This window comes from Nocardioides sp. Leaf307 (genome assembly GCF_001423135.1).
GTDB classification, from domain to species: Bacteria; Actinomycetota; Actinomycetes; order Propionibacteriales; family Nocardioidaceae; genus Nocardioides; species Nocardioides kribbensis.
Window position 1 is genome coordinate 1382923 of record NZ_LMNY01000001.1, and the last position, 17418, is coordinate 1400340.

16 protein-coding genes are annotated in these 17418 nt (G+C 73.4%); 7 read left to right on the plus strand and 9 right to left on the minus strand.

What is annotated here, in order from left to right; translation table 11 throughout:
- Positions 1–38: 38 nt before the first annotated feature.
- Positions 39–1682, minus strand: a complete 1644-nt coding sequence (locus ASF50_RS06280) for an ABC-F family ATP-binding cassette domain-containing protein (protein ID WP_056903813.1) — start codon at positions 1680–1682, stop codon at positions 39–41.
- Positions 1683–1809: 127 nt separating this feature from the next.
- On the opposite strand from ASF50_RS06280, the gene zwf reads away from it, so the two are divergent.
- The 4 genes from zwf to ASF50_RS06300 all read left to right on the plus strand — a co-directional run bounded on the left by zwf (position 1810) and on the right by ASF50_RS06300 (position 7043).
- On the plus strand, positions 1810–3237 hold the full coding sequence (zwf, locus tag ASF50_RS06285; RefSeq protein WP_235557568.1) for a glucose-6-phosphate dehydrogenase: 1428 nt from the start codon (positions 1810–1812) through the stop codon (positions 3235–3237).
- Positions 3230–5074 (plus strand): glycoside hydrolase family 15 protein, encoded by a 1845-nt coding sequence (locus ASF50_RS06290; RefSeq protein ID WP_082502818.1) that lies wholly within the window; start codon positions 3230–3232, stop codon positions 5072–5074. Before zwf ends, ASF50_RS06290 begins: the two co-directional genes overlap by 8 nt.
- A gap of 240 nt (positions 5075–5314) precedes the next feature.
- A complete protein-coding gene (locus ASF50_RS06295; protein WP_056903815.1) occupies positions 5315–5899 on the plus strand; it encodes a TMEM165/GDT1 family protein in 585 nt (194 codons plus the stop codon).
- 154 nt (positions 5900–6053) lie between these two features.
- Positions 6054–7043: a hypothetical protein gene (locus ASF50_RS06300; protein ID WP_056903816.1), complete on the plus strand. Its 990-nt coding sequence runs from the start codon at positions 6054–6056 to the stop codon at positions 7041–7043.
- Between the two features lie 71 nt (positions 7044–7114).
- Here the strand turns inward: ASF50_RS06300 and ASF50_RS06305 are convergent, their stop codons facing one another.
- Both ASF50_RS06305 and ASF50_RS06310 read right to left on the minus strand, forming a co-directional pair.
- Positions 7115–8701, minus strand: coding sequence for an MXAN_6640 family putative metalloprotease (locus ASF50_RS06305; protein WP_056903817.1), 1587 nt, complete (start codon positions 8699–8701; stop codon positions 7115–7117).
- Positions 8702–8785: 84 nt separating this feature from the next.
- Positions 8786–9235, minus strand: coding sequence for an adenylyltransferase/cytidyltransferase family protein (locus ASF50_RS06310; protein ID WP_056903818.1), 450 nt, complete (start codon positions 9233–9235; stop codon positions 8786–8788).
- Between the two features lie 48 nt (positions 9236–9283).
- Here ASF50_RS06310 and ASF50_RS06315 point away from each other — a divergent pair, with 48 nt between their 5' ends.
- Both ASF50_RS06315 and ASF50_RS06320 read left to right on the plus strand, forming a co-directional pair.
- A complete protein-coding gene (locus tag ASF50_RS06315; protein ID WP_082503047.1) occupies positions 9284–10594 on the plus strand; it encodes a DUF445 domain-containing protein in 1311 nt (436 codons plus the stop codon).
- 49 nt (positions 10595–10643) lie between these two features.
- The gene (locus tag ASF50_RS06320) at positions 10644–10892 is read left to right on the plus strand and encodes an RNA-binding S4 domain-containing protein (RefSeq protein WP_056903819.1); all 249 of its coding nucleotides are present in this window, start codon (positions 10644–10646) and stop codon (positions 10890–10892) included.
- Between the two features lie 56 nt (positions 10893–10948).
- Here the strand turns inward: ASF50_RS06320 and ASF50_RS06325 are convergent, their stop codons facing one another.
- Together ASF50_RS06325 and ASF50_RS06330 are read right to left on the minus strand one after the other, a co-directional pair.
- Positions 10949–12112, minus strand: coding sequence for a lactate 2-monooxygenase (locus ASF50_RS06325; protein WP_200919044.1), 1164 nt, complete (start codon positions 12110–12112; stop codon positions 10949–10951).
- Positions 12113–12134: 22 nt separating this feature from the next.
- Positions 12135–12503 (minus strand): FKBP-type peptidyl-prolyl cis-trans isomerase, encoded by a 369-nt coding sequence (locus ASF50_RS06330; protein ID WP_056864078.1) that lies wholly within the window; start codon positions 12501–12503, stop codon positions 12135–12137.
- Between the two features lie 205 nt (positions 12504–12708).
- Here ASF50_RS06330 and lepB point away from each other — a divergent pair, with 205 nt between their 5' ends.
- Positions 12709–13500, plus strand: coding sequence for a signal peptidase I (gene lepB / locus ASF50_RS06335; protein WP_056903820.1), 792 nt, complete (start codon positions 12709–12711; stop codon positions 13498–13500).
- A 32-nt stretch (positions 13501–13532) separates the two neighbouring features.
- Here the strand turns inward: lepB and ASF50_RS06340 are convergent, their stop codons facing one another.
- The 4 genes from ASF50_RS06340 to aroA form a co-directional block, all read right to left on the minus strand.
- Entirely contained in the window at positions 13533–13964 is a 432-nt protein-coding gene (locus ASF50_RS06340) for a CBS domain-containing protein (protein ID WP_056903821.1), read from the minus strand.
- 73 nt (positions 13965–14037) lie between these two features.
- On the minus strand, positions 14038–14964 hold the full coding sequence (gene hisN / locus ASF50_RS06345) for a histidinol-phosphatase (RefSeq protein ID WP_056864081.1): 927 nt from the start codon (positions 14962–14964) through the stop codon (positions 14038–14040).
- 78 nt (positions 14965–15042) lie between these two features.
- Positions 15043–16053 (minus strand): ribosome small subunit-dependent GTPase A, encoded by a 1011-nt coding sequence (rsgA, locus tag ASF50_RS06350; protein WP_056903822.1) that lies wholly within the window; start codon positions 16051–16053, stop codon positions 15043–15045.
- Between the two features lie 16 nt (positions 16054–16069).
- Positions 16070–17383, minus strand: coding sequence for a 3-phosphoshikimate 1-carboxyvinyltransferase (gene aroA / locus ASF50_RS06355; protein WP_082502820.1), 1314 nt, complete (start codon positions 17381–17383; stop codon positions 16070–16072).
- Positions 17384–17418 lie beyond the last annotated feature (35 nt).

A 17418-nucleotide genomic window follows, 5' to 3' on the forward strand; every position in this document is an offset into this window, starting at 1 on the left:
CCTCTCCGGCCCTGCCTCAGCCCTGATCCCGTCCCGGCTCAGCCCAGCACCGAGGTGACGACGCCTGCCTCGATCTCCCAGCGTCGGTCCAGCCGCACGGCGTCGAGCAGGCGTCGGTCGTGGGTGACCAGCAGCAGCGCCCCGGTGTAGGACTCCAGCGCCTGCTCCAGCTGCTCGATGGCCGGCAGGTCGAGGTGGTTGGTGGGCTCGTCGAGCACCAGCAGGTTGACCCCGCGCGCCTGGAGCAGCGCGAGGGCGGCCCGGGTGCGCTCGCCGGGGGAGAGGCGCCCCACCCGGCTGCTGACCTGGTCGGCCTTGAGGCCGAACTTGGCCAGCAGCGTGCGCACCTCGGCCTGGCTCCACTGCGGCACCAGCGCCTCGAACGCCGCTCCGAGCGGCTGGTCCTCGGCCAGGCCGGAGCGTGCCTGGTCGATCTCGCCGACCGCCACGCTCGCGCCCAGCGAGGAGCGGCCGGAGTCGGGCTGGTCGTGGCCGAGCAGCAGGCGCAGCAGCGTGGTCTTGCCCGCGCCGTTGGGCCCGGTGATGCCGATGCGGTCGCCGGCGTCGACCTGGAGCGTGACCGGTCCGAGGCGGAAGTCGCCGAGGGTGCGGGTCGCGGCGTCGAGGCTGGCGACGACGGCGCTGGACCGGGGCGCGGCGGCGATCTCGAGCTGGAGCACCCACTCCTTGCGCGGCTCCTCCACCTCGTCGAGGCGGGCGATGCGCGACTCCATCTGCCGCACCTTCTGCGCCTGCTTCTCCGAGGACTCCGACTGGGCGCGGCGACGGATCTTGTCGTTGTCGGGGCTCTTGCGCAGGGCGTTGCGCACCCCCTGGCTGCTCCACTCTCGCTGGGTGCGGGCGCGGGCCACGAGGTCGGCCTTGGTCGAGGCGAACTCCTCGTAGGCCTCGCGGGCGTGGCGCCGGGCGACGGCCCGCTCCTCGAGGAAGGCGTCGTAGCCGCCGTCGTAGACCGCCACCTGGTGCTGGGCCAGGTCGAGCTCCACGACGCGGGTCACGCAGCGCGCCAGGAACTCCCGGTCGTGGGAGACCAGCACGACCCCGGCCCGCAGCCCGCGCACGAAGCCCTCGAGCCGTTCGAGGCCCTTCAGGTCGAGGTCGTTCGTGGGCTCGTCGAGGAGCACCACGTCGAAGCGGCTCAGCAGCAGGGCGGCGAGCGCGACCCGTGCGGCCTGTCCGCCCGACAGGGCGGTCATCGGGGTGTCGGCGCCGAGGTCGAGTCCGAGGTCGGCCAGCACCGCCCCGGTGCGGTCCTCGAGGTCGGCCGCGCCGCTGGCCATCCAGTGGTCGAAGGCGGCGGCGTAGGCGTCGTCGGCCCCGGGCGCCTGCGAGCCCAGGTCGGCCGCGGTGGCCTCCATCCGCTCGGTCGCCGCCGCCGCGCCCGTGCGTCGCGCAAGGTAGGCGCCGACGCTCTCGCCGGGCACGCGCTCGTGCTCCTGGGGCAGCCAGCCCACGAACGCGTCCGACGGCGCGGTCGAGACCGAGCCGGCGAGGGGGGCGTCGTGCCCGGCCAGCAGGCGCAGCAGCGTCGACTTGCCGGCGCCGTTGGCGCCGACGACCCCCACCACGTCGCCCGGCGCCACGGTGAGGTCGAGGCCCTCGAAGAGCGTGCGGTGGGCGTGGCCCCCGGCCAGGTCCTTGGCGACGAGGGTTGCACTCACCCGGGGAGCCTAGCCAGCGGCCGACCGGTCGGTGGCGCGGGCCTGGTCACCCCTACAGGTGGCCTGGTAGTCCTGACCCCGTGGCGCGCACGACCGCGCCCACGAACCCGTCCACGAAAGGTCCACCGTGACGTCTCGACCCGACTCCGCCGGCGAGCACCTGCCGCCGCACGTGATGGTGCTCTTCGGGGCCACCGGAGACCTGGCGGCCCGCAAGCTCTTCCCCGGCTTCTACCGCCTCGCCGAGGACGGCCGCCTCCCGGCCGACTTCCGCCTCATCGGCAGCGGGCGGCACTCCCCGGGAAGCGACGAGGAGTTCCGCGACCGCGTGCGCCAGGGGCTCGAGGACGTCGTCGAGCACCCCGACGCCGAGATCCTCGACGACCTGGTCTCGCGGGTGAGCTTCCAGACGTCCCACGCCGACGACGGCTCCGACCTCGCCGCTGCGGTGCGCCGTGCCGAGGAGGAGCTCGACGCCGACGTCGAGGACGTGCGCCGCCTCATCTACCTCTCGGTGCCCCCCGGCGCCATGCAGGGCATGATCGCCATGCTGGGTCGCGAGCGGCTCACCGAGCGGGCCCGCCTGGTCATCGAGAAGCCCTTCGGGCTCGACCTCGAGACGGCCCGGGAGCTCGACGCCAGCCTCAAGGAGGTCGTGAACGAGGACCAGGTCTTCCGCATCGACCACTTCCTGGGCAAGGAGGCCGTGCAGAACATCCTCGCCCTGCGCTTCGCCAACGGGCTCTTCGAGCCGGCGTGGAACCACGAGACCGTCTCCTCGGTGCAGATCGACGTGCCCGAGGCGCTCGGCCTCGAGGGTCGGGGCAGCTTCTACGAGTCCACCGGGGCGCTGCGCGACATGGTCTCGACCCACCTCAGCCAGCTGCTCGGCTTCGTGGCGCTGGAGGACCCCGTCGACTTCGACGCCGGCACCCTGCGCGACGCCAAGTCGGCGGTCTTCGCCGCCATGCGCCCCCTCGACCCCGCGCGCGTGGTCTACGGGCAGTTCGAGGGCTACCGCGACGAGGACGACGTCGCCGACGACTCCGAGGTGGAGACGTTCGTGGCCATCGAGGCCTTCGTCGACAACGACCGGTGGCGCGGCGTGCCGTTCTACCTGCGCACCGGCAAGGCGCTGGCCGAGGGCAGGCGCACCATCACGCTGCGGCTGCGCACTCCCGCCACCAAGATCTTCTCCAACCAGGCCGGCTGCAACGACCTGGTGCTGGAGCTCACCGACGACCCCAAGATCACCGTGGAGCTCCAGGCCAAGAGGCCCGGACCCGACATGGAGCTCGTCGAGGCCCGGCTGCGTCTCGACCTGGTCGACGACGTCCCCGACGGCGACCCCCTCGAGGCCTACGAGCGGCTGCTGCTCGACGTGCTGCGCGGCGACCAGACCCTCTTCACCCGCTCCGACGAGGTCGACCGGCTGTGGCAGGTCGTGCAGCCGGTGCTCGACAACCCGCCGTCGGTGCAGTCCTACGAGAAGGGCTCGTGGGGCCCGCAGGCCGCGCTCGACCTGCCGCAGGGCGGGTGGCGGCTCGGTGGCTGAGGTGCCCCACGGCGGCGGCCCGGCCGACGCCGAGGGGTTCGTCGCCATCTCCGACCACGGGCTGATCGGCGACCTGCGCTCCTGCGCGCTGGTCGGCACCGACGCCACGATCGACTGGTTCTGTCCGCGCCGCTTCGACTCGGCCAGCGTCTTCGGGGCCCTGCTCGACCCCGGCAAGGGCGGCGCGTGGCGCATGGAGCCCGTCGACGGGGCGACGACGACCCACCAGTTCTACCTCCCCGACTCCACGATCCTCGTCACCCGCTTCCTCACCGAGCAGGGCGTCACCGAGGTGCACGACTTCATGCCGGTCGTCCGGCCGCACGACCCCGACCACCGCCAGCGCGTGGTGCGCCGGGTGGCGTGCGTGCGGGGAGCCACGCGCATCCGGATGGAGATGGCGCCCCGCTTCGACTACGGCCGGGTCGTGCCGGAGGTCGAGGAGACCGACGGGGGAGTCCTGCTGACCGGCGCCGACCTGCGCCTCGGCGTCACCTCCACCGCCCCGCTCACCACCGACGAGGGGTGCGTGCGGGCCGACCTCACGCTCGAGGGAGGCGAGGAGGCGCTCTTCGTGCTCCACGTGCTCGACGACGACCAGGACCTCCCGACCGGCGACTGCGACGACACCGCGGCGCTCTTCGACGCCACCGCCCGCTTCTGGCGTGAGTGGCTCTCCCAGTCCACCTACACCGGCCGCTGGCGCGAGATGGTCGACCGCTCGGCGCTGACCCTCAAGCTGCTGACCCACGAGCCCACCGGGGCGATCATCGCCGCCCCGACGACCAGCCTGCCGGAGAAGATCGGCGGCGAGCGCAACTGGGACTACCGCTACGTCTGGATCCGCGACGCTGCCTTCAGCCTCTACGCCCTGCTCCGCCTCGGCTTCACCGACGAGGCCGGCGCGTTCATGGGGTGGCTCTCCGACCGGCTGCGCAGCGACGGTGCCGGCGACGACGAGCTCGGCCCGCTGCGCGTGCTCTACGACATCGACGGCGAGGTGCCGGTGGAGGAGCACGAGCTCGACCACCTGCGCGGGCACCTCGACTCCCGGCCGGTGCGGGTGGGCAACGCCGCCGTGGGTCAGCTCCAGCTCGACATCTACGGCGAGCTCATCGACTCGGTCTACCTCTACAACAAGTACGGCACGGGCATCAGCTACGACGCCTGGACCGACCTGACGCGTGCCCTGACCTGGCTGATGGACAACTGGGAGCGCGACGACGCCGGCATGTGGGAGATCCGCGACGACCCCCAGGCCCACACCACCTCACGGCTGATGTCGTGGGTCGCCATCGAGCGGATGATGCGCATCGCCCGCCAGCGCGGGCTGCCCGGCGACCTCGCCGGCTGGGGCGAGGTCCGTGACCGCATCTTCACCCGGATCATGGAGCACAGCTGGGATCCCGAGGTCGGGGCCTTCATGCAGTCGGAGGGCTCCGACACCCTCGACGCGGGGGTGCTGCTCATGCCGATGGTGAAGTTCGTGGCCCCGGACGACCCCCGGTTCGTGTCCACCCTGGCCGAGGTCGAGCGCCGCCTGGTCTCCGACAGCCTGGTCTTCCGCTACGACCTCGACGCCACCAGCGACGGCGTCGACGGCGACGAGGGCACCTTCTCGCTCTGCTCGTTCTGGTACGTCGAGGCGCTCACGCGGCTCGGTCGCATCGACGAGGCGCGGCTGGCGCTGGAGAAGATGTTCACCTACGCCAACCATCTCGGTCTGTACGCCGAGCAGGTCGGGCTGGCCGGCAACCAGCAGGGCAACTTCCCGCAGGCCTTCACCCACCTCTCGCTCATCAGTGCCGCGCTCAACCTCGACCGCAGCCTGGGGTGAGCCGATTCGTGCCCGCGGGGCCGCAGCGACTAGGCTCGGTCACCGAAAGGGAGTAGTCCCCAACAGCTGCGTCGACACACTGCCCCGCCTCGCGGCGGGACCGGTGCAGCGGGCCAGCCGGCGAGAGCCGGCGGGCGGACGAGACTTTCGACCAGTGCCACGACCCGTCAACCGGTCGCGCCTGGTCGAAGGCGCGTCCGGCTCCCTGGCGCTTCCTCGGCCCGGCGCGGAGAGGAACCCATGGAAGCCTTCCTGATCAGCACCGCCGTCATCTTCGTCGCCGAGCTCGGCGACAAGTCCCAGCTGATGGCGATGACCTTCGCGGCGCGCTACCGCGCCCGCGACGTGCTCATCGGCATCACCGTCGCCACGGCCATCGTCCACCTGGCGTCGGTGGGCATCGGCTACTTCATCGGCGACGCCTTCGCCGAGTACCAGGACACCATCGCCATCGTCGCCGGTGTGGCCTTCCTCGGCTTCGCGCTGTGGACCCTGCGTGGCGACGAGCTCACCGCGGAGGAGGCCGACAAGGCGCGCACGAGCCAGGGCGCGGCGATCCTCGCGGTGGGCGTGGCCTTCTTCCTCGCCGAGCTCGGCGACAAGACCATGCTGGCCACCATCACCCTGGCCACGCGCGAGGGCTGGTTCGGCACGTGGATCGGCAGCACGCTGGGCATGGTCGCCGCCGACGCGCTGGCCATCGTGGTCGGCGCCATGCTCGGCAAGAAGCTGCCGGAGAAGGCGATCACCTACGGCGCCGCCGCGGCCTTCGCCGTCTTCGGGTTCCTGCTGATCGCCGAGGGGGCGGGTCTCGTCGGCGCCTGAGCGCGACCGGTCCCCGGTCCGTGCCGCGGAGCGGTCCGGACCACCCGGCACCACCTGTACGAAAACGCCACGGACGCGGCCCCGCGTCCACTAGCGTCGTCCTGTCCCTCGGGGGGTGGGGCAACGCGTCATCACCGTCGATGAGGAGAGCCCGGTGTCACCACGTCTACGCGCCGCGATCGCGCGTCGCAGGCTCGACCTGCACCTGGGCTACGGCGCGCTCGCGCTGGGAGCCCTGGCCTTCGTGTGCGTGCTGGTGACCTCGCTGGTCATCACGCAGGTCGCGCCCACCCTGGTCGCCCCGACCGCCGCGGGGCCCGAGCAGGAGGTCATCGGCGCCGAGGTGCTGCGGCCCCTCGACGCACCCGTGGCCCCCTCGGGCCCGACGGGGGGCTCCGGCGCCTCCCCGCGCGACCCCGCACCTGCACCGCCCGAGCGCTCCGGGGACCCGTCGGTCCCCGCTGCGACCGGGCGCCCCGCCTCGGTCCTCGGCTCCGACCTCGGCGGCGGAGAGGCCGGTGCCCCGGACGGCGCACCCGTCGAGACCCCGTCACAGACCCCCGTCGGCGACGGGTCGGGCGCGCCCGCGGGCCAGCCCTCCGGCGCCGGACCCGACCCGGTCCGCTCCCCGCAGCAGGGCATCGGTGTCGGCACCGGCACCGGCACCGGCACCGGCGTCGAGCCGGCGCAGCCCGACGGTGGGGCGACCGTGCCCGGCGACAACGGCAACGGAAACGGCTCCGGTGCCGGGAACGGCTCCGGCAACGGGCCGTCCGCCTCCCCGGGCAATGGCAACGGCAACGGCAACGGCAACGGGGGGAGCAGCCCCGGCAAGGGCCACGGCGTCGTGTCGGTCATCGTCGACCCGGTGGTCGAGGTCATCGTCGACGAGGTCGACGAGGTCGACGGCGGGGTTCTCGACCCGGTCACCGACCCCGTGCTCGACGGGCTGCCCGACGTCGTCGACGAGGTCACCGACGTGGTGGACGCCCTCGAGCCCGACCCGGCTCCTGTCGAGGCCGACCCGGAGCCGGCCCCCGAGACGGAGCCGGCCCCCGAGCCCGAGACCGAGTCCGAGGACGCACCCGCGCCGGGATCCGACGACGCGCTCCAGCCCGACGCCGCGGTGCTCGGGCGCTCCTGACCCGGCACCCCGGCCCGCACGCACGAAGGCCCCCTCCCGAGGGAGGGGGCCTTCGTGCGTCGCGAGGTCGGTCAGCGGGACTTCTTGTAGACCTTCACGCTCACGCGGAACTTCTTGCCCTCGTCGCGCGGGGTGCCGCCGCAGGAGTAGATGCTGCCGCCGCCGCAGTCGGCGAAGCGGGTGGAGGCGTTGACGGTGGAGACCACGGCCTCGCGCACCTTCGTCGCGGAGAACGGGAAGACCACGCTGCCGCGACCGTCGCGGTTGAGCCGGATCGCCTTCTCCACCCAGGCGCCACGGGTGTTCTTGACCGTCAGGTAGGCGGCCGGTGAGGTCCTGCCCGCAGGGCCGTCGACGGTGATCTTCGCGCGCCACCGGCCCGACTCCAGCGAGCCGCCCGGCACCGCCGCGAAGTTGCGCGCCGCGAGGTGGTTGAGGGTCGCCACGCCGGAGGCGGTGCGCTGGTCCTCGGTGAGCTTCCAGGTCTTGCCGATCTTCGCCGAGGGCCAGCTCCCGCCCTCGGGGTAGAAGCGCCCGGGGGCGACGTTGGCGCCGACGTAGCGGTTGTAGACGGCGCGGAAGCCGCCCCGGCTGCCCAGGACCCGGGTCAGCGCCTTGGTGGAGTAGGTGCGGCCCGCGCCCTTGAACTGGCCGGCGCCGTTCCACACCTTGCGCACGATGCCGGCGCCGTAGCGGACGGTGAGGTACTCCCACCAGGTCCAGTTGCCGTACTGCTGGAAGTTGGAGACGCCCGAGACGTCCATCGAGTAGCCGGGGCGCTGCACCTGGCTGGCGACGAGGTAGCTGCGGTTGTCGTTGACGTCGTCGGCGAAGCGCTCCTCGATCCACGTCGCGGTCGACTCCTTGAACCAGCGGTCGTCGAGGTAGTCGTAGCCGAACTGGATGGCGTGGAAGAACTCGTGGGCGGCCGTGACCCGCAGGCTGTCGCGCGGGGGCGCGGAGAACTGGTCGCGCGAGAAGTCGTTGTCGAGCACGCAGAAGCCGGTGGCCAGGCGCGGCTTGCTCTTGCGGACGTACTCCGGGGCGCAGTAGCCGTAGAGGCCCTGGCTGCCGACGTCGGCGAGGTAGACGTCGAACTTGCCGTTGCCGCCGTTGTTGCGGCCCTTCACGAAGCCGTCGCTGACGGGCTTGCGGTAGCCGAGCTTGCCGACCTCGAAGCGCCACACCTTGTTGAGCAGGGCCAGGTTGCGGTTGACCCATGTCATGCCGGGCGGGGCGTCGGCGGTGGTCGGCACCCAGTGCAGGCAGAAGTTGCCGGCGCACTTCTTCTTCGACCGCACGGTGTAGCCGTCTCCGTAGACGTCGCCCGCGCCGTCGGTGGGGCGGGCGAGCAGGGCCTCGGCGGCGGTGCGCTCAGGGCCCCGGAGGTGGTCGAGGCGGGCGAAGAGGTCGGTCAGCGCGAGGGTCGCGTCGACGCGTCGGACGCCGTCGGAGGGGGCGGCGTCGCCGGTGACCAGGTCGCTGGCGGTGGCGAGCGCGGCTCGGGCCTTCACAGCGGTCGCGTCGCGGTCGGCGGAGGCCACGCCCGCCGTGGCGGCGCGGGGCGCCGTCACGGTGGGGGTGGTGGCCGAGACGGCGGGCGCGGCGGTGAGGGCCGTGCTCAGCGCCACCACGGCGGCGGCGAGGGTACGGCGCATGGGGGAGTCCTCATCAGGTCGGGGAACGGGCCCGGTCAGCCTGCCCCGTGACGAGCGCTGGGCAAACCCGACGCGCTGGTCGCCTCAGGAGGTGCCGGAGATCTTCTCGATCAGCGCGGTCGTGGAGATCGCCGGGGTGCGGGGGAGGTAGACGACCTTGCAGACGTCGCGGAACTCGTCGAAGCGTCCGGCCCAGTCGTCGCCCATCACGAGCACGTCGGCGCCGTAGCGCACGATGTAGTCGCGCTTGAGCTCGAGGCTCTCCTCGAGGAAGACCTCGTCGACCGGCTTGAGGGCGGCCACGATGGCCAGCCGCTCGCCCTCGCTGAAGACCGGCTCGCGACCCTTCTTGCGCAGGTTCAGCGCGTCGGCGGAGACGCCGACCACGAGCCGGTCCCCGAGACCCGCCGCCCGCTCGATGACCCGCAGGTGGCCGACGTGGAAGACGTCGAAGGTGCCGAAGGTGATCACCGTGCGCGGGCGCTCGTCGTGCGGGGCCACGGTGCTGGTGGCGGTCTCGTGGTGCGCGGGCATGGGCGGCAGTCTCGCACCCGGCGGGGGTAGGTGAGAATCGTGCACGAGATGACGACACCGACGAGCACCGCCACGTCCGAGGCCACCGGCTCCGGCCCCTCCGGCCTGCCCCTGCCCGCCGTCGACCCCGGCGCCGACGCCCTGCGCCGCCAGGGCCTGCGCCGGATGCGGGTGGTGGCCGGCTCCCTGCTGGCCTTCGCGGCCGTGGTCTACGTCCTCACGCTGGGCCAGGACGGCTTCTGGGGCTTCGTCAACGCCGGCGCCGAGGCCTCGATGGTCGGCGCCATCGCCGACTGGTTCGCGGTGACCGCGCTCTTCCGTCACCCCCTCGGCCTGCCGATCCCGCACACGGCCCTCGTGCCGCGACGCAAGGACGAGCTCGGCAAGGGCCTCGAGGAGTTCGTGGGGGAGAACTTCCTGCAGGAGTCCATCGTGCGCGAGCGGATCGGCGCCGCCGAGGTCTCGGCGCGCGTGGGGCGGTGGCTCTCCGACCCCGACCACGCCCGGTCCGTGGTCGACGAGGTCTCCGAGGTCGTGGCGACCGGTCTGGCGAAGGTCAAGGACGAGCACGTGCGCGCCGTGGTCCAGGACGCGCTCGTGCCCCGCTTCCACGAGGAGCCGATCTCGCCGTTGCTGGGCAAGCTGCTGGAGGAGGTCATGCGCGACGACCTCCACCACGGCGTCGTCGACCTGGTCCTCGACGAGCTCCACGGCTGGCTGCTGGAGAACCCCGAGACCGTCTCGCAGGTGCTGGAGGAGCGAGCGCCCTGGTGGGCCCCCCCGAGCATCAACGAGAAGATCACCGGGCGCATCCACCTCGAGCTGGTGCGCTGGGTCGCGGACATCCGCGACGACTCCGAGCACCGGGCCCGTCGGGCCCTCGACTCGATGCTGGTCCAGCTGGCCCACGACCTCCTCGACGACCCCGAGACCCAGGAGCGCACCGAGCGGCTCAAGGACCGCCTGCTCGACCAGCCGCAGGTCGTCGCGACGGCCGTGTCGCTGTGGGACGCCCTGCGTCGCGTGCTCACCGCGTCGCTCCAGGACCCCCAGGGGGCGGTGCGGGAGCGACTGCTGGCCGAGGTGGCCCGCTTCGCCCGGCGCCTGGGCGAGGAGCCCGACCTGCGCGCCTCGCTCGACTCGACGATCGCCGATGCCGTCGTGTTCGCCGTCGACCGCTACGGCGACGAGGTGACCACCATCATCTCCAGCACCATCGCGCGCTGGGACGGCAAGGAGGCCGCCGACCGCATCGAGCTGCACGTGGGGCGCGACCTGCAGTTCATCCGGATCAACGGCACGGTCGTCGGCGGGCTCGTCGGCGTGCTGATCCACGCCGTGAGCGTGCTGATCGGCTGACCAGCGGGGCCCGGGCGGTCCGGGCGGCGGCGGGTGGTTGACTGACGTCGTGCCCGAGCCCGTCGACGTCCCCATCCGTGACCAGGTGATCCGGCTCGGACAGTTCCTCAAGCTGGCCGACCTGATCGACAGCGGGGCCGAGGCCAAGGAGGTCGTCGCGGCCGGCGACGTGCTCGTCAACGGCGAGGTCGACACGCGTCGCGGGCGCCAGCTCGTGGCCGGTGACGTGGTGGAGCTGCGCGGCCGGGCCGCGCGCGTCGCCGACGAGGGCGCCTTCGACGACGGCCTGCCCTGGTAGGACCCGGGGAGGACCCTGGTGGGACGGGAGGAACGCGGCCTCCGCCGCGCCCCGGGTCAGGCCCGCACGACGCAGTGCGGTCCGAGGTCGGCCAGTGACGACCACCCCGCTCCGGCCAGGGTGAGGTCGAGCTCGGCCAGCAGGGAGCGCAGCACGTGCTCCACCCCGGCCTGCCCGCCGAGAGCGAGGCCGTAGAGGTAGGGCCGCCCCAGCAGCACGGCCTCCGCGCCCAGCGCGAGGGCCTTGAGCACGTCGGGCCCCGAGCGCACCCCGGAGTCGAAGAGCACGCACAGGTCCGACCCCACGGCCTCGGCGATGGCGGGCAGCACGTCGAGGGAGGCCACCGCCCCGTCGACCTGGCGCCCGCCGTGGTTGGACACCACGATGCCGTCCATGCCGTGGTCGCGGGCCAGCCGCGCGTCGTCGACGTGCTGGACGCCCTTGAGCACGATCGGGCCGGCCCACCGCTCGCGCAGCCAGGCCAGCCGGTCCCACGACAGACCGGGGTGGGGGAAGACCGAGGCGAAGGCCAGGCCCGCGGCGCCGGGGTCCTCGGACGCCGGCCGCTCGAGGCGGCGGGTGAAGACCGGGTCGCTGGTGTAGTTGGCGATGCCCTCGCCGGCCAGGAACGGGAGGTAGCCGCGGTCGAGGTCGGCGGGCCGCCACCCCAGCAGGGTGGTGTCGACGGTGACGACCAGGTGGGTGTACCCGCCGCGGTGCGCCCGGTCGAGGAAGCTCTCGCACAGCTCGGGGTCGGAGGGCCAGTAGAGCTGGTACCACCGGCTCCCGTCGCCGGAGGCCCCGGCGGCCTCCTCCAGGGAGTGGCTGGCCTGCGTGGAGTGCACGTAGGTGAGCCCCAGGGCGGTCGCCGCCCGCGCGCTCGCCAGCTCGCCGTCGGGGTGGGCGAGGGTCTGCACCCCCACCGGGCCGAGCAGCACCGGTGCGGCCATCGACGTGCCCAGCACGGTGGTGGCGAGGTCGCGCCGGGCGTGGTCGCGCAGCATGCGCGGCACGATCCGCCACCGCTCGAAGGCGGCCACGTTGGCGCGGGCGGTGGAGCCGCCGCCCGCGCTGGGCACGACGTAGCCCAGCGCGGCCGGCTCCAGCACCTCGGCGGCCCGCGCCTCCAGCCCCGCGAGGTCGGTGGTGATCGCGGGGGTCTGGCCCAGGAACATGCCCTGGGCGTAGATCGCGGTCTGGTGGTCGCCGAAGTGCGTCACGGTCGCCGGTGGCGCGGGGTCGTCAGGAGACCGCGAGCAGGTCGACGACGAAGATCAGCGTCTCGCCCGGCTTGATGACCCCGCCGGCGCCCCGGTCGCCGTACCCGAGGTGCGGCGGGATGACGAGCTTGCGCCGACCGCCCACCTTCATGCCCTGCACGCCGGTGTCCCAGCCGGAGATGACCTGGCCGATGCCGAGGCGGAAGCGCAGCGGCTCACCGCGGTTGTAGGAGGCGTCGAACTCCTCGCCGGTGGAGTGGGCCACGCCGACGTAGTGCACGGAGACGGTCTGGCCGGCGGCGGCCTCCTCGCCGTCGCCCACCGTGAGGTCGGTGATCTCGAGGTCCTTCGGCGGCTCGAAGTCGGGGAAGTCGATCTCGGGCTTGTCCATGGTGCTCGGTGTCCTCTCGGTGACCTGGTGGCCGGCCCGGTCGGACCGACCGTGGGAGCCTAGCCACCGCGTGTCCCGACCGCGTGCACCGACCGCGCCACAGGTGCGGGGGACCGTAGGGACACCGGGGTAGGGTCGCGGCGCGCAGGCAGCAGCCGCGCGGCACCGGAAGGACCCCGCGAGGCGGGACCGAGAGGGGTGGGCCGTGGCCCAGCACGACGAGCACGGCGCGAGCGACGGCGCCGACGCCCCCGACGGCGCCGACGCCTCCGGGCCGGCCCGCCGTCCCCGGCGCCTGCCCGTGTGGCAGGAGTCCATCCTCCTGCTCGTCATGGCCCTCGCCCTGGCGCTGGTCGTCAAGACCTTCTTCGTGCAGGCCTTCTACATCCCCTCGGGCTCCATGGAGCCCGGACTCGTGCTCAACGACCGCATCCTCGTGCAGAAGGTGTCCTACTGGGGTGGCGGGGACCCCGAGCGCGGCGACGTGGTCGTCTTCGAGGACCCGGGCGACTGGCTCGGCCCGCAGGAGGACGTCGGCCCCGGCAACACCCTGACCTCCGTCATGAGCCGCATCGGTCTCTACCCCACCGGCGGCCACCTGGTGAAGCGCGTCATCGGCGTGGCCGGCGACGTCATCGTGTGCTGCGACGACGACGGCCGCCTCACGATCAACGGCGTGCCGCTCGACTCCTCCGACTTCACGCGCAACCGCGCCGACTGCGACGGGCCCATGGTCAACCAGTGCCGCTCCGACTGGGAGGTGGGGCCGGTCCCGGAGGGCAGCGTCTTCGTGATGGGCGACCACCGTGACGACTCCGCCGACTCCAGCTTCCACATCTGCCGCAACCCCGACACCGGCTGCGAGGAGGGCGACGAGTACGTCCCCACCGACCTGGTCGTCGGGAAGGTGCTCGCACGGGTCTGGCCCGCCGACCGGTTCTCGGTGCTGCACCGCCCCGAGGCCTTCGACGACCTCGACCGGGCCCTCCAGGACTGAGCCCGGCGTCACCGGGCCGGAGCAGGTCCGGGTCAGGCCTGGTGGACGTAGCTGTCGAGCTGGTCGCGCTCGAACTCCAGCTGACCGATCTTGTGCTTCACGGCGTCGCCGATGCTGACGACGCCCACGAGGCGGCCCTCCTCGACGACGGGGACGTGCCGGATCCGGCGCTCGGTCATGGTCGCCATGAGCGCGTCGAGGTCGTCCTCGGGGGTGCAGGTCTCCACCACGGCGGTCATGATCGCGCCGACGGTGTTGTCCACGACCGTGCCGTCGGAGTGGAGGTGGCGCACGACGTCGCGCTCGCTGACGATGCCCTCGAGCGCGGTGCCGTCGGAGCTGACCACGACGGCTCCGATGTTGTGCTCGGCGAGCAGGGCGAGCAGGGTGCGCACCCCTGCGTCGGGTGCGACGGTGACCACGGGGGCGGGGGCCTTGGCGGCCAGGATCTCGGCGACGTGCATGCGCTCTCCTCGGGTCGGCGTGAGCCGACTCTACGAGTGACGCAGGTCACCTGGCCAGGGCCGACGGTCGGGCCTACTGGTCGTAGACCGGGCCGTCGTCGGCCACGCGGGCGCGGCGCACCCGCAGGTCGGAGACCGACCCCGGCCCCGAGCGGGGCCAGTCGGGGTCCTCGGTGCCCTCGGGGTCGTCGCGCAGCGAGGCCAGGAACGACAGCGCTGGCTCGTGGAGGTGTCCGTTGGAGGCCAGGGCGTTGCCCCCGAAGGGGCCGTCGGTGCCGTCGAGGGCGGTGAAGCGGCCGCCGGCCTCGCGCACGATCACGTCGAGGGCGGCCATGTCGTAGACCTCGAGCTCGGGCTCGGCGGCCAGGTCCACGGCGCCCTCGGCGAGCAGCATGTAGGACCAGAAGTCGCCGTAGGCCCGGGTGCGCCAGCAGCGGCGGGTCAGCGCGAGCATGTCGTCGAGGCGACCGCGCTCCTCCCAGCCCGAGAGCGAGGAGTAGGACAGCGAGGCGTCCTCGAGCCGGCGCACGTCGGAGACCTGGCAGCGGGTGGCCTTGAGCAGGCTCCGACCGGTCCACGCGCCGTTGCCGCTGGAGGCCCACCAGCGTCGCTGCAGCATCGGCGCCGAGACCACCCCGAGCACCACCTCGTCGTCGACGACCAGCGAGATCAGGGTGGCCCACACCGGCACGCCGCGCACGAAGTTCTTGGTGCCGTCGATGGGGTCGATGACCCACCGGCGCTGGCTGTGACCGGTGGAGCCCTGCTCCTCGCCGGTGATGGCGTCGCGGGAGCGCACCTTCGACAGGGTGCGCCTGATGCTCTCCTCGACGGCCTGGTCGGCGTCGGTGACCGGGGTGAGGTCGGGCTTGCTCATCACGTGCAGGTCGAGCGCCTTGAAGCGGTCGGTGGTCAGCGAGTCGGCGTCGTCGGCGAGCACGTGGGCCAGGCGCAGGTCGTCGGTGTAGTCGCGGTGCGCGGTGTCAGAGGAGGTGGCCACGGGGGACAGGCTACGGTCCGGCGTCGCGCGGGGGTGCCGCGACCACGCCACCGGGCCCTGGCGAGGGGTGCGAGGCGCTCACCAGTCGTGGTGGCTGCGGGCCGCCAGCAGCCGGCGGAACGACTCCACGCGCTCGACGTCGGCCTGCCCGGCGGCCACCGCCTCGTCGAGCCCGCACTCCGGCTCCTCGGTGCCGTGGGTGCAGCCCCGGGGACAGTCCTCGGTCATCTCGTCGAGGTCGGGGAAGGCCTCGATGAGGTGCTCGGGCTCGACGTGGGCCAGGCCGAAGGAGCGGATGCCGGGGGTGTCGATGATCCAGCCGCGGTCGTCGGGGTCGCCGGGGTCCGACGGCGGGAGCGCGAGCATGTACGCCGAGGTCGAGGTGTGCCGCCCGCGGCCGGTGACGGCGTTGACGTGGCTGACCGCGCGCCCGGCGTCGGGCACGAGCGCGTTGACCAGGGTCGACTTGCCCACGCCGCTGTGGCCGACCAGCACGCTGGTGCGCCCGGCGAGACGCTCGCGCAGCACGCCGACGTCGCCACCCCGCTGCGTGACGACCCACGGCACGCCGAGGGCGCGGTAGGTGGACAGGAAGGCCTCGGGGTCGGCCAGGTCGGCCTTGGTCAGGCACAGCAGGGGCGCCATGCCGGCGTCGTAGGCCGCGACGAGGGCGCGGTCGACCAGGCCGGTGCGCGGCTCGGGGTCGGCCAGGGCCACCACGACCACGAGCTGCTCGGCGTTGCTGACGATCACCCGCTCCACCGGGTCGTCGTCGTCGGCGGTGCGGCGCAGGGTGGTGAGCCGCTCGGTCACCTCCACGATGCGGGCCAGGCTGCCGTCGTCGCCCGAGGTGTCGCCCACGACCCGCACGCGGTCCCCGACGACCACCCCCTTGCGCCCGAGCGGGCGGGCCTTCATGGCCATCACCCGGTGCTCGTCGACGAGGAGGGTGAAGCGACCCCGGTCGACGGTGACGACCCGTCCGTCGACGGCGTCGTCGTAGGAGGGCCGCTCCTTGGTGCGGGGGCGGGTGCGGCGCCGTGGGCGCTCGTAGTGCTCGTGGTCGTGCTCGGAGTAGCGCCCGCTCACGCCGCGGCCCCCCGGGTCACCGGAAGAGGTCCGACCAGAAGCCGGCGAAGTCGGGGAAGGTCTTGCCGGTGGTGGCGACGTCCTCCACCAGCACACCGGGCACGGCCGCACCCACGATCACCGCGGCGTGGGCCATGCGGTGGTCGGCGTAGGTGTGGAAGGTGCCGCCGTGCAGCGGCGCCGGGCGGAGCGACAGCCCGTCGGCGTGCTCGCTCACGTCGGCGCCCAGCGCCGTCAGCTCGGTCGCCAGGGCCGCGATCCGGTCGGTCTCGTGGTGGCGGATGTGGGCGATCCCGCGCAGGTGGGAGGGGGTCGTGGCCAGCGCGCAGAGGGCGGCGACCGCCGGGGCGAGCTCGCCGACGTCGTGCAGGTCGTGGTCGATGCCCAGCAGCGCCGTGGGACCGGTCACGCGCAGGCCCGCACCGCCCAGCTCGACCTCGCAGCCCATCAGGGCCAGGATCTCGCGCAGCGCGTCGCCGGCCTGGGTGGTGCGGCGGGGCCAGTCACGCACCGTCACCGTGCCGCCGGTGACGGCGGCCAGGGCCAGGAAGGGCGCGGCGTTGGACAGGTCGGGCTCGACCGTCCGGTCGACCGGGGCCACCGGTCCGGGCGCGACGCGCCAGCGGTCGGGCTCGCTGTCGTCGACCTCCACGCCGTGCTCGCGCACCATCGCGACGGTCATCTCGATGTGGGGCAGCGACGGCACCGGCTCCCCGTCGTGGCGCACGTCGACACCGCGCTCGTAGCGCGCCCCGGCGAGCAGCAGGGCGCTGACGAACTGCGAGGACGAGGAGGCGTCGAGGAGCACCGTGCCGCCGCTCACGGCGCCGGTGCCGTGCACGGCGAAGGGCAGCGCCCCGCGCCCGCCGTCGTCGATGTCGGCGCCGAGGGTGCGCAGCGAGTCGAGCACCCCGCCGACCGGGCGGGTGCGCATGTGGGGGTCGCCGTCGAACGTGACCGTGCCGTCGGCGAGAGCCGCCACCGGGGGCACGAAGCGCATGACCGTGCCGGCCAGGCCGCAGTCGACGTGGGCCGGGCCGCGCAGGTCGCCGGGCGTCACGGTCCAGTCCTCGCCGGTGGTGTCGACCGCGGCGCCGAGGCCGGTCAGCGCCGCCGCCATGAGCGTCGTGTCGCGCGAGCGCAGGGCGCGGCGCACGACCGACGGGCCGTCGGCGATCGCGGCGAGCAGCAGGGCGCGGTTGGTGATCGACTTGCTGCCGGGGAGCGACACGACCGCCTCCACCGGGCCGGTCGCGCGCGGAGCGGGCCACAGGTCGGTGGGGCGGTCGGGTGCGGTGCGGTCGTCGGCCTCGTCGGGGGTGGTCCTCACCCGCGTGAGACTACCGAGACCCGGTGTCGCGGCCT

Bases quoted from the DNA above. Each gene is read 5' to 3' on its own strand.
- ASF50_RS06295 (WP_056903815.1), top strand. From the start codon at position 5,315: ATGGAAGCCTTCCTGATCAGCACCGCCGTCATCTTCGTCGCCGAGCTC.
- ASF50_RS06305 (WP_056903817.1), bottom strand. From the start codon at position 8,701: ATGCGCCGTACCCTCGCCGCCGCCGTGGTGGCGCTGAGCACGGCCCTC.
- ASF50_RS06310 (WP_056903818.1), bottom strand. From the start codon at position 9,235: ATGCCCGCGCACCACGAGACCGCCACCAGCACCGTGGCCCCGCACGAC.
- ASF50_RS06315 (WP_082503047.1), top strand. From the start codon at position 9,284: ATGACGACACCGACGAGCACCGCCACGTCCGAGGCCACCGGCTCCGGC.
- ASF50_RS06330 (WP_056864078.1), bottom strand. From the start codon at position 12,503: ATGGACAAGCCCGAGATCGACTTCCCCGACTTCGAGCCGCCGAAGGAC.
- ASF50_RS06340 (WP_056903821.1), bottom strand. From the start codon at position 13,964: ATGCACGTCGCCGAGATCCTGGCCGCCAAGGCCCCCGCCCCCGTGGTC.